Source organism: Gallintestinimicrobium propionicum, from assembly GCF_025567525.1.
Lineage (GTDB): Bacteria > Bacillota > Clostridia > Lachnospirales > Lachnospiraceae > Gallintestinimicrobium > Gallintestinimicrobium propionicum.
The window spans coordinates 35,200-47,547 of record NZ_JAOQJY010000028.1; the positions used below are offsets into that span (position 1 = coordinate 35,200).

10 protein-coding genes and 2 pseudogenes are annotated in these 12,348 nt (G+C 39.2%); 11 read left to right on the forward strand and 1 reads right to left on the reverse strand.

Annotated features, from left to right (window positions below; all coding sequences use genetic code 11):
- Positions 1-72 precede the first annotated feature (72 nt).
- From OCV62_RS16175 to OCV62_RS16225, 11 genes and pseudogenes are all read left to right on the forward strand, one after another.
- Complete coding sequence (locus OCV62_RS16175) at positions 73-1,740, forward strand: recombinase family protein (RefSeq protein ID WP_055056045.1); 1,668 nt, start codon at positions 73-75, stop codon at positions 1,738-1,740.
- A 43-nt stretch (positions 1,741-1,783) separates the two neighbouring features.
- The gene (locus OCV62_RS16180) at positions 1,784-3,424 is read left to right on the forward strand and encodes a recombinase family protein (protein ID WP_055218779.1); all 1,641 of its coding nucleotides are present in this window, start codon (positions 1,784-1,786) and stop codon (positions 3,422-3,424) included.
- The gene (locus OCV62_RS16185; RefSeq protein WP_055056043.1) at positions 3,414-4,988 is read left to right on the forward strand and encodes a recombinase family protein; all 1,575 of its coding nucleotides are present in this window, start codon (positions 3,414-3,416) and stop codon (positions 4,986-4,988) included. The genes OCV62_RS16180 and OCV62_RS16185 overlap by 11 nt, the downstream gene beginning before the upstream one ends.
- Before the next feature lie 134 nt (positions 4,989-5,122).
- The gene (locus tag OCV62_RS16190; protein WP_055056042.1) at positions 5,123-5,593 is read left to right on the forward strand and encodes a hypothetical protein; all 471 of its coding nucleotides are present in this window, start codon (positions 5,123-5,125) and stop codon (positions 5,591-5,593) included.
- A 164-nt stretch (positions 5,594-5,757) separates the two neighbouring features.
- The gene (locus tag OCV62_RS16195) at positions 5,758-6,351 is read left to right on the forward strand and encodes a hypothetical protein (RefSeq protein ID WP_021651972.1); all 594 of its coding nucleotides are present in this window, start codon (positions 5,758-5,760) and stop codon (positions 6,349-6,351) included.
- 13 nt (positions 6,352-6,364) lie between these two features.
- Positions 6,365-7,270: a bacteriophage abortive infection AbiH family protein gene (locus tag OCV62_RS16200; protein WP_021651973.1), complete on the forward strand. Its 906-nt coding sequence runs from the start codon at positions 6,365-6,367 to the stop codon at positions 7,268-7,270.
- A gap of 166 nt (positions 7,271-7,436) precedes the next feature.
- A complete protein-coding gene (locus OCV62_RS16205) occupies positions 7,437-7,661 on the forward strand; it encodes a hypothetical protein (RefSeq protein WP_022462584.1) in 225 nt (74 codons plus the stop codon).
- Positions 7,662-7,672: 11 nt separating this feature from the next.
- Positions 7,673-8,419: a hypothetical protein gene (locus tag OCV62_RS16210; protein ID WP_022462583.1), complete on the forward strand. Its 747-nt coding sequence runs from the start codon at positions 7,673-7,675 to the stop codon at positions 8,417-8,419.
- Positions 8,420-8,444: 25 nt separating this feature from the next.
- Positions 8,445-8,966 carry a DUF4314 domain-containing protein gene (locus OCV62_RS18735; RefSeq protein ID WP_416386355.1) on the forward strand — a complete coding sequence of 174 codons (522 nt, stop codon included), beginning with the start codon at positions 8,445-8,447 and terminating at the stop codon, positions 8,964-8,966.
- Between the two features lie 61 nt (positions 8,967-9,027).
- Positions 9,028-9,561 (forward strand): annotated as a pseudogene (locus OCV62_RS16220) (ABC transporter ATP-binding protein); the annotation flags it as partial.
- Positions 9,562-9,575: 14 nt separating this feature from the next.
- Entirely contained in the window at positions 9,576-11,903 is a 2,328-nt protein-coding gene (locus OCV62_RS16225) for an ABC transporter permease (protein ID WP_262587969.1), read from the forward strand.
- A gap of 14 nt (positions 11,904-11,917) precedes the next feature.
- Here the strand turns inward: OCV62_RS16225 and OCV62_RS16230 are convergent.
- Positions 11,918-12,348, reverse strand: a pseudogene (locus OCV62_RS16230) (hypothetical protein); the annotation flags it as partial.

Here is a 12,348-nt window from a genome sequence, read left to right on the forward strand (position 1 = left end):
GATGGCAAGGACCCAGTAGCCTCTATCATTTAGGGAATCGGCTGACGAATCTAAATGATAGGAGCGAATACAATGAAAAATCAAATACTTAAAAAAATCTATCGTGCGGTTGTTTACCTGCGCCTTTCTGATGAAGACGGTGATAACAGGGAAAGCGACAGCATATCAAACCAGAGGATACTGATTCATAGCTTCCTGAAGAGCCACCCTGAAATTCAGGTGGTAAAAGAATGTGTGGATGATGGATATACCGGCACAAACTTTAACCGCCCTGGTTTTCAGGAAATGCTGCGTATGCTGGAAGAGGGGGAAGCAGACTGTATTATTGTCAAAGACCTTTCTCGCTATGGAAGGGACTTTTCCGGTGTTTTACAGTATGTGGAACGTATCCTGCCGAAAATGGGTGTGCGCCTGATCCTTGTCAATGACAATTATGACAGCCTCACGCCAAATCGTGATTTCCTTACCCTGAGATTTAAAAGTTTAATCAATGACCTTTATCCTGCGGATACTTCCAAAAGTGTGCGTTCCCATTTGTATGTCAAAATGACAGCCGGGCAGTGTGTAGCGCCTTTTGCTTTTTATGGTTATCTGAAATCCGAAGAGGATAAACATAAGCTGGTTATGGATGAAGTGGCAGCTTCTGTTGTACGGGATATTTACCACATGAAAATGCAGGGCTACAGCCTGACAGATATATCCGAAGAATTGAACCGGCGTGGGATCTTGACACCTCTTCGGTATAAGCAGGTGTATTTAAAACAGAAATTAAAGACAGGGTTCCGCTTGACGGAAAAACCGGTCTGGATGCCAACTATGGTACGTCGTATCCTTCTTGATGAACGCTATACCGGAGTGCTGATACAGGGAAAAACAACAACGCCAAACCATAAAGTAAAGGTTGTGATCCACAAAGAGGAAGCTGAGTGGATACGGTACGAAAATGCCTTTGAGCCGGTTATCAACAGACACCAATATGAAGTGGTAGGTAACCTGATGAAAATGGATACCATGAGAGGTGCAAAGGGGCTAGCGCTTCTTTCAGGCCTGGTAAAATGTGGGGACTGTAAAGAAAGCATGGTACTGAAAAGCCCAGATAAAGTTCACCACTATTATGTATGTTCGACTTCCCTTTATGAAAAGCAGTGCAGTTCCCATAGTATCAGTGAGAAAAAACTGGTAGGAGCTGTGACAGAGGCAATCCTGCATTATATTTCTGTTCTGATGGAGCTGAAAGAGATACTGGCGTATGTAAAAACTGCCTCAATCCCAAGACAGCGGCTTTTGGAAGAAGACAAAAAACTGGAGATGCTGGAAAAGGAGAGCCAGAGGATTTTAAACATTAAAGTAAAACTGTATGACAGTTTTGCAGAAGAAATCTTGGACCGGACAGAATTTGAAACCTTCAAAGCAAAGTATGACCAGTCTTTAGAGGAAATCCGGCAGGCAATGGAGTGCCAGCAAAAGGAAATCCGAAATTTGCAGGAAACCCTTGAAAAACAGCAGGAGTGGCTGGAATATTTTCTGGAATACCGAGACCGGACGGAAGTGGATCGCTTAATGCTGGTAAATCTGGTCAAACGGATTGAGGTATATGAGCAGAAGCGCATTATCATTCATTTTTGGTTTGAAGATGAATTTGAAAAGGTATTGGGACTACTGGAAACTGTAAACAGAGCAAAGCCGGACCGGAAAGTGGAAGCCTTCCTGAAAGGAAAGGGGGCGGAAGCAAGTGCCTAAGATAAGCAAAAGAGGACAGAAAAGACAAAGCAGCAAGCCGGAAATGAAGTATCTGAGAACCTATATTTATGTAAGGCTTTCCGAAAGGGACGGAGGGCATGGCAGAAGGGATTCCATTTATATCCAAAAACAGATCTGTGAAGACTACGCAAAGAAACACCCGGAAATGCTGGTGGTAAAAGTCTATGCGGATAATGGTGTGACAGGTACAACGTTCCAAAGGGACGCATTTGAAGAGTTGATGGAAGATGTGGCAAATAAAAAGGTTGACTGCATCATTGTAAAGGATTTTGCCCGTTTTGGAAGGGACGCCTTAGATGCTGTAGATTTGATTGATGTGATTTTCCCAACCTTAAATATCCGGTTTATTTCTGTTATGGACGAATATGACAGCGCAAACCCAGCTTGTGTAGAAAACAGGACCCCCAATATTTTGAAACACTTTATGAATGATTATTATGCCAGGGAAGTTTCAGAGAAACTGGTACAGGCACATCGGCTGTCCAGGGAACGGGGAGAGTTTTGGGGTTCCAGACCTCCTTATGGATACCAAAGAGCAGAGGAAAACAGTAAGAAGCTGGTGCCGGAACCAGAGGAATCAGAAATAATCCGGCAGATTTTTTACTGGTATGTGTTTGAAGAAATGTCAAGCTATGATATAGCAAGGGAACTGAATGGCAGAAAGGTATTAGGACCGGAAGACAGCTACCAGAAAAGGAAACAGGGAAAGGTGCCGGAAAAAAGGCGGTTATGGAGATCAGACGGTATCCGGAAGATTTTACAGAACCCCGTTTATATAGGTGCTGCTGTTTATGGGAAAACAAAACAGATGCTTGCGCAGAATATTCCCCTTCAGATGATACCAAAAGAGCAGTGGGAAGTGTGTGAAAATGCCTGGGAAGCAGTTGTTGAACGGGCGATTTATGAGGAAGCACAGAAAATTGCAAAGGAACGCTGGAAAGATACGTTGGATAACTGGGCTGCAAACCCAAAAGAAAAACAGGGGGCAGATGGTCCTTTTAAGGGAAGGATTTTCTGTGGACATTGCGGAAAACGCCTTGGAAGAAGCAGGAGCGGAGGCAATAAGAAACACAAATATATGGTTTATAAATGTCCTTCCTTTTCCCTTACAGATCATACGGAATGTTTCCGGACGGTGAATGAAATCTACATCAATCAGGCAGTCAAGGCAGCACTCCGTTACCAGATCCGGCTTGCTGTAGAAAGTAAGAAAACCTATGGTGCAGAGTTTTATCAAAAGCTGGAGCAGGAGGTGGCAGAAAAAGTAAAAAGTGCCAGACAGAAGTATGAGAAATATGGAAGAAAACTGGAAACCTTGTTTGAGCATTATGCTACCGGGCTGTTGGACTGCAAGGAATATCAGGAGATTAAATCAACCTATCAGGAAGAACAGCAAGCAGCCAGGCAGAATATGAAGCAGATACAGCTTCGTGGACAGCACCTGTTAGATCAAGTGAAGGCAAGAATGGACTGGACAGAGGAACTTCTAAAGTACCAAAGATTCCAGAAGATAGAGAAAGGGATTGCGGACCGTTTTATTGAAAAGATTACGGTATATTCCAAAGACTATGTGGAAATCGTGTTCTGGTTTGGGGATTTATTTGAAAAAGAGCTGGAAAAAGAACTGGCCAATATGGAAGGAGGCCTTCCGTATGCAGTGTGATTTTATTTTTGCTTATCTGCGTCTTTCCAGAGATGATAAAGAAAAAATGGAGGAAAGCAACAGCATTAAAAATCAAAGGCTCTTGATCCAGCATTTTGTAGAAAACCAGCCGGAGTTTGCAGGGGCAAAGCTTTTCTTCTTCGTAGATGACGGTTACAGCGGTACAACGTTTGACCGCCCGGAATTTAAGCGCATGATGGGGCTGATTACCAGGAGAAAACGGATCTGTATCATTGTCAAAGACTTGAGCCGCCTGGGAAGGGATACCATAGAAACACAAAACTATATCGAAAAAATATTTCCGTTCCTTGGGGTTCGCTTCATTTCAATCAATGATTTTTATGACAGCAGCCAGAAACCTTCCGAAAGAAAGGATACGGAGATTAAATTTAAGAACCTGATCAATGGGATTTATCCCCAGATTTGTTCCGACAATATCAAAAAAGTTATGAGGAAACAGGCTGAAATGGGACAATATCATGGTTCAATCCCAACATACGGATATTGCTTCCATGACGGTGTTCATACAAAACTTCATCTGGATACGGAGGCAGCTTCCGTTGTAAGGGGGATTTTCGACCAAAGGTTGGAAGGAAAGACCTATGCAGACATTGCCAGGGACCTGAATAAAAAAGAAGTTGAAACACCTACCGTATATCTTCAAAGGAAAGGCTGGGCGCCAGAAGCAAAGAAATCTGTGAAATTCTGGGACGGAAATTTAGTAAAGCTGATTTTGTTTAATCCGGTTTATGCAGGACTGACGGTAAGAGGGAAAACAGAAACCAGGGTTCCGTCAAAAAGAGAGTACCGATATATTTCAAGAGAGGATTGGATTTGCGTAAAAGGAGGACACGAAGCGATTGTGACGGAGCAGGAGCTTCAGAAGATCCAGGACATGGTACAGAAGGACAGAAAATATCATGGGTCTACACCGTCTTCTGAGAATATTTTTGCAGGCTTGATCCGCTGCGGGCATTGTGGTCGGAAAATGCGGATACGGACAGAATACAAAGAAAAGCCGATTTATTGTAAAAGTGTTACGACAGCCCCCAATGCTTCCTGTTATCCAAAGAAATATAAGCAGAAAGAGTTGGAAGAACTGGTGCTAATTATGATAAGACAGCAGGCAGCCCTTGCAGAGGATACCATAAAGCAGTTAAAGAAAGCCAATCAGACTTTGAATATTCCGAAACTCCGATATCGGAAAAAGCAATATGAAAAGAAGTTGGCGCTTTGTAAACAGGAGAAAATGGAATTGTATGAACAATATGCAGAAGAACAGATTTCCCTGAAGGATTACTTGGCACGAAAACAAACCTGTATGGAGAAGACAGCAGTTTATCAGCAAAAGATACAGGAGATAGAAGCAAAAATTTTAAAAGGGGAGGAGGAAAAACAAAAGGAGAAATCAGAGGGACTGCAACTTTTTGTAAAATATAAGGGATTGGAAGAGCTATCTTATGAAGTTCTGCATGAGCTGATTGAAGTCATAAATTTTTATGATCCGGAACATATTGAAATTGTATGGAAATACAGGGACGAATTTCTGGAAGCAGTAGGATAAGAAAGAACCGGGAGAGCTTATTGTCCTGGATTCTGGTAGAGAAAAAGATTTCATAAAAGAGGAGGAAAACGCTGCGGTGTCTTCCTCTTCTTTGTATTAGGAGAAAATTAGGCAAAGAAGATGGGGGAGGAGCCATGTATCTTGAAACATATTCTATGGAGGAACTGATGGAACTGATAGAAGAGAAAGGGTATTGCTCTGTGGAGGCAGTAGAAATCCTGAAAGAAATGGAACAGGCAAAAAAAGAGTATGATTTTTTACTCCGGGATTGTGAGGAAAAAGCATGGAAAACAGACCAGGTGGTAGTTGATTATTACCGGCATCTCTTAGAAGAATTGCGGAAAGCGTTGCCCTATGATGCTATGGGAGGGCAGAACACGATTCCGATTTTGGTGTTACAGGAGTTCCGTAAACCGGACATTGTAGAAAAGATCAGGGATTTTATTGGCTGTCAGGCTGGATTTTCTGATCATGATCTGTTACAGGAAATACAGAAATTTATGACCGTACATCTGGACCCGCAGGGAATTATTCTCTATATGGATGTACTGGGGAATCAGCCGGTGGCAAGGAATGCTTACAAACAGGGAGGACAAATGTGGTAAAAGAAAGAGTATTAGCGGTTTTTGACATCATTATGAAAATAAGATATAGGAAGATTATTGAAAAAGTGGTACAATAAAATATAAAGAAAAATAAGCATTAAAAGTAATATAAAAACCAAAGAAAATATGATAGGTTAATAATTTAACTTAGAAATAGAATACGAATGGAGATGTTTAAAATGGGTACATTGATACGTGAAAATAAAAGGAAAATAGCACTTAGTCTTAATATGGGTTTGTTGTTAATGGGATGTTTAATGTTAACGATTGGTGCATATCCAGCCTTATATAGTGGTGGAGCAAATGAAACACGTTTATCAATAGGAGCCACATGTATTGCATTTTGGTTTATTAGTTTTCCTGCTTTATCGAGAGAAACTAAAGAGAAAAAGATAGTTACAGTAAGCATCCATGCCATTACTGCATTTTCTGTTTTAATTATATTTTCTTGGGAGATACATTATATTCTTGTTAATTGGAAAAAGGGGTCTCACTTGGGAGATATAGGATTTTGCATAGGGGGCATAATCGTGTGTTCCTATTTGTGTTATATACTTATCTCGTTCATTAAAACATTTTATTTTTTAATACAGAAGGTAAGGAGATTACTGTTTCCTAATAGTACAAATCAAAATGTTTCCAGAATTGTACATCTGCTAGAAATGGCTTCTTCGTTAATAGTATCTTTAACAGCTTTTATCGGAAGTCTAACAGCTGCTTGTGTAGCAGTGCAAACATTTTTGGAACATATTTACTAGGAGAGAAAAGAAATTGGACAGATTGGTTATTATAGGAAATGGTTTTGATCGGGCACACAATTTGCCCACTTCGTATTATGATTTTAAGGAGTATTTGAGAATATATGCTCGTGAATTTTATGAAGCTATATGTAAATATATACCAGAAGAAGAATTGTGGTTTCAATTTGAAATGGCTTTAGGCGAATTAGATAAATATCAAGTGCAAGAAGAAAATGCTTCATATTATCTTGATTATGGTGATGAAAATTGGAAAGACAGTGCTAATCATGACTTTCAATTTATGGTTGAGCAGGATTTGGCATTTGCATCTTATATTCCATATTATTTTAAGAAATGGATTGAGCAAATAGATACAAACGTTTTACCTTTGGTATCAAAGCGTATAATAAATAATACGTGTAAGATTCTAAATTTTAATTATACGGATACATTAGAAAGAGCATATAAAGTACCTGCTGAGAATATTTTATACATTCATGGAAAAGCCCTGAGCAGTAAGAAACTTGTAGTGGGACATCATGATATTTCTACTTTTCAGTACGGAGCTGTTTCTCCATTTAATGCAGCGGAAGAACATGGAATATATATACAAGATGATGATGAAGATTTTAGAATAACTGAAACAAAAGAAATCATTAAAGCCTATTTTCAAAAGACATATAAAGATACGTTTGGTATTATACAAATGAATCAAAATTTTTTTGACTCTCTTATAAATATAAATGAAATATTTATATTAGGTCATTCGTTATCTTCTGTAGATATGGATTATTTTGTTGAGATTAGAAAGAGAGTATTACATTCGTGTAAATGGTATATTTCATATTTCTCAGAAAGTGATTTAGATAATATGGAATATTTTGCAAAAAGGTTAGATATTAAAAATTTTCAGCCGGTAATGCTAAGTAATTTATAATACGATTATACAGTCAGAAAAGACTAATAAAAGAAGAGGAAAACGCTGCGGTGTCTTCCTCTTCTTTTATTTAGAAGAAAATTTAGAAAAGAAAGAAGGGGAGAAGAGCCATGTATCTTGAAATATATTTTATGGAAAGACTGTGAAAAAGCTACCATATAATGCTATGGGAGGTCAGCACACGATTCCGATTCTGGTGTTACAAGAGTTCCGTAAACGGGATATTGTAGAAAAAATCAGGAATTTTATTGGCTACCAGGCTGGGTTTTCTGATCGTGATCTGTTACAGGAAATACAGAAATTTATTACCGTACATCTGGACTCGCAGGGAATTATCCTCTATATGGACGTACTGGGGAATTTGCCGCGTGCAAGAAATAGTTACAAGTAAGGAGGACAAATGTGGTAAAAGAAAGAGTATTAGCAGTTCCAGATACAAGCTTTTTTATTGCGGAGTTGCCGGAAGCAACCAGAAATATCATACGGAAAGATTTAGAGGAACATGCAAGGGAACATCATTACCGGCTGGAATGGGACCGGGAAAGTAAGGATTATGTGGCAATGAGCCGGAGATTTTGCGATATGGAAAACATTTATACGGATACATATCTGCATTTCTGCGAGACAGGCGAAGATATAGAACCCTATGAAAAAAGCCTGAAGCGGACTATTTCTATCAGGTTGTATCAAGATGAGGTAGAAGAGCTCTGTAGGAAGTCTGGAAAAGTTGGGCTATCAATCGGTGAACTATTTGAAAACTTTGTTGCAGATTTGATTTGTGGTACACATACCAATGGTTCTGATGAACGCATGTATATTGAGCAATGGTTTGACCGATGCTATTTCAGTATTATGCCAGAGGAAACATTTTTATCTTATCTGCTTGAAATGCAGGAGATAGACAGTGTTTTGGAATGTTGGGAAATCTTGCAGGAGTTGAAGGAGCTGGAAGAGCCGGATTGTTATGATAAAGAGGAACTGGAGATACAGCAGAACACTTTGGAAGAATATTTTCAGGAATATAGAACCTATACAAGAGAACCGACAGAAGACCAGTTGGAAGCTGCTATGGAAAAGGTGCTGGAATGGAATAAAGAAAGAGAGCATTTGTTGGAGGGAAATGTTCCAGAGAAGTCTTTGGGACGGTAGCCGGATTGGAGAAAGGAAGAAAACAGTGATAAGTAATGCGGAAAGAATTGTGTTAAGAAATATGTACCCACCGGGGTGTCGGGTAGAGTTGGAAGATATGGAAGCTGATCCGTATGTAAAACTGAGTCCCGGTGATTTAGGAACCGTACAGTTTGTAGATGATGCCGGACAGATTCATGTATCCTGGGATTGCGGACACAGCCTTGCTATGGTATTTGGTGTTGATCATTGCAGATGTATTATGAGAGAGGAACGTTTGCAGGAGATATTACAAAGAGTACAGGCTATGCCATTTGAGAGTTTGGAAAAAATGGAACTGTATATTACAGAAAAATTATCCGGAGCTTTCCCTAAAATCAGCTTTCAGGAGAAAGAAGGGCAGGAGGTTATTGCAGATATGGGAGTTGCCGCATTTATAAAGAAAGATCTTGGTGTAGCAATTCAATATGAAGCTGACAGTCAGCAACACATCTTTATAAAAAAGATGGAAATTCAAGGACAGGAATTGGAGAGGAAAAATCCTTTTCCAGTACAGAAGAAGCGATAAGAATGGTTTTCTTTAATTGCAAAAATCGACAATTTTTTTTGGATATTACTTGACAGGATAGGGTAAGTCTACATTGCTTCACATGATGGGAGGACTTGATACCCCCACTTCCGGCAGCGTGATTGTACGGGGAGAAGAACTCGCAAAAAAGAATGATGATGAATTGACAATTTTCCGCCGTCGTAACATCGGATTTATCTTCCAAAATTATAATCTGGTTCCGATTTTGAATGTATATGAAAATATCGTCCTGCCTGTGGAACTGGATGGCGATACAGTAGACCAGAAATTTATGGACGAAGTTGTGTATATGTTGGCTTTAGAAGATAAACTGGAAAATATGCCGAACAATCTTTCAGGCGGTCAACAGCAACGTGTAGCGATTGCACGAGCTTTAATTACGAAGCCTGCGATTATCCTTGCTGATGAACCGACCGGAAATCTTGATAGCAAGACCAGTGCAGATGTGTTAGGGCTTTTGAAGCGTACCAGCGGAGAATTTAATCAGACCATTGTAATGATTACTCACAACAACGAGATCGCTCAACTCGCAGACCGCATTGTACGGATTGAAGATGGTAAAATTGTTGGCTAAAGGAGGTGGGAATTATGAATTATCCTTTTGAAAATGATACCAGTGCAGTAATTAAAAAATTAGCACGAAAAAGTGTGCGTTTTGATAAGAAGAAAAACTTATTTTGCCTTTCGGCAATTATTGTAGCCGTTGCTATGATAATGATGTCGTTGCTCACAGTGCAAAATATCATTTATCAAAATCAGAAAGAAATCGAAGGATTACATCAAGGAATTTTCTTTGACATTACGCAGGACAGTAAAGAAAAGTTGTTAGCAAACGAAGAAGTAAAAAGTGTAGGACTTTCCTGTAATATCAAAACAGTGAAAGAAAATTCTAAAGAACTGTCTCTGATTTATTATGATGATGACATGCTTAGTTTGATTCCTGCCTTTGACGGAAAATATCCAGAGAAAGCAAGTGAAATTGCTGTTACAGATGCCTTTTTTGCCAGTGAAAATAAGTCTCCGGAAATCAACGCCATAGTTCAGTTGAATCTGGATGGTACTTTGAAGAATTATACTATTGTTGGTATTTACCATGATAAAACTTCTACCGCTTATCCTGTTTTTGTTTCACTTGAAAAATGCCGGGAATTACGTGGAAATGACCTGCTTAATGGATATGTTTGGCTTGAAAATGCAGATACCCTTACAAAAGACGAAGCAACAGAAATATTATCTCAAATTTCAGAGGAGACTGGACTGAATAATTGGACAGTCAGCAGTTACTATGATTATGTAAATACAACTTTGTCCTTCAGTAATTATACGGTATATGGTGTAGTTGCTGCCATTTTGTTTTTAGCTGCCGCACTTGTAATTTACAGCATTTTCTATATTTCGGTTGGACAAAAAGTTGCTGAGTTCGGACAGCTTCGGACAATAGGGGCAAGTAAAAAGCAAATTTATAAAATAGTTCTTAAACAGGGTTATATGCTTGCAGTTCCGGGGATTTTAATTGGTAGTATCATGGGAACGATCATCAGCTATTGTCTGCAATCAAAAGGCTGGTCAGTATTTGCATTTATTGTTTCTCTATGTGGCGCATGCCTTTTTGGAATACTGCTTGTTTATATTAGTGTTCGTAAACCAGCAAAAATTGCAGCGAATACTTCTCCAATTTCCGCCCTGAAAAATCCAGTGGGAATTGTAAATTACCGCACTCACAAAAGACATCGTATTACGCCTGTATATTTAGCGAAAATCAGCTTTTCCAGAAACAGAAAAAAATCTCTATTGACCATTTTATCATTGGGACTGTGCGGAGTTATATTTTTCCTTGCAGCAAGTTATCAGAGTTCTTTTAATGCCGAGAGTATGGCTCGTTATTGGGATATGAAGTACGGAGATTTCAAAATCAGCATTGATTTAGAAAACGAAAGTGAAAATTTGGATGCTCTCTTGCAGAAAGAATATTTTTCTGATTATGTAAAGCGTGTTGGAGATATAGAGGGAGTTAGCAATATATTTACTTATGCTACCGTACCAGTTGATTTCTCAACAGACAATGATATTTCAGATAGCACCTTGATGCTCGGCTATAATGAAAAGGATTTGGCGTCGCTAAATGCAGCGGTTTTGTCTGGAAATATTACTGATGATACAGAATTAGTTGTAAGTGATCCCGAACGTATTTATGATGTTTACCATTGGAAACCTCAAATTGGGGATACTGTGACCTTTAATTTCAAAAATCATAGTGGTAAAACAATAACAAAAGCATTCAAAATTGGTGCAATCACTTCCAGCAATGATGGAATGGGTGGCTATATTTTCAGAATGCCGGAAAATATGCTCAAAGAACTTGCAGGTTATGACTGTACATACGCAATCGAAATACAAGCAGAAGCTGAATATCAGGAGATAATCGAGCAAGAACTCAAATTACTCGTTTCTGACAATAGGGATGTTCGCTTACAAACCCTTCAAGATTTTATTGTAGAACACCAATCAGACAATCGTGCAGGTTTTACATTAGCTTATGCGATTGCAGCCATCTTGTGGATATTTGCGGTTATCAATCAAATCAATCTTACTGTGACAAATCTTTTATCACAGAAACAGGAAATGGGCACACTAAAATCTATTGGTATGACAAATAAGCAGTTGGAGCAAGCATTTATGATGGAAGGTCTTTTTACTACTTTGATTGCATTGCTTATAACTGCTGTTGTTGGAATCCCCGGCGGATATGCAATCGGTATATTTTTGAAAAATGCAGGCATGTCTACGGGATTTGTATTTCCGGTTGTTGCTTTTACTCTTTTTGCTGTTGCTATGTTTATGCTTGAAAGTTTGATGACAATATTGCTTATTCATTCATGGAAGAAGCAATCTGTTATTGCAATAATGCGAAATTGACGATAGAAAGTTTTTCATATCTCGGTCAGCTCAACAATTACATTACTCTGCTGATACAGCCAGTCCGTAAATTCTTTCGGGCTGGCTGTTCCTGTTTTTACAGCCTTTTTTCTCTGTAAGGCTTCTTTCTTAAAGTCGGCAAAGGCAGCCTGTATTTTTTCCAGACGATTAGCCGGAAAGCCTGCGGTATTTTTTACCCGGTTTATTTTGTTGCGCCAGTTCTGGCATTCATTTTTATAAAGCAGGTCATAGTTATTTTCTCTTGCCCTCTCGTCAAATTCCCGCTTGTTTTGAAGCGCCTGTGCTTTTCGGCACTTATCGCTGCACAACTCATACCGCTGGCTCTTTGCCAGAAAATATTTCCCACAGACCTTGCACCGCCGGAAGCAAAGCCCCCAGTCATTCAGCCTGTTCAGATAATAGGTAATCAACGGGTAGAGGGACG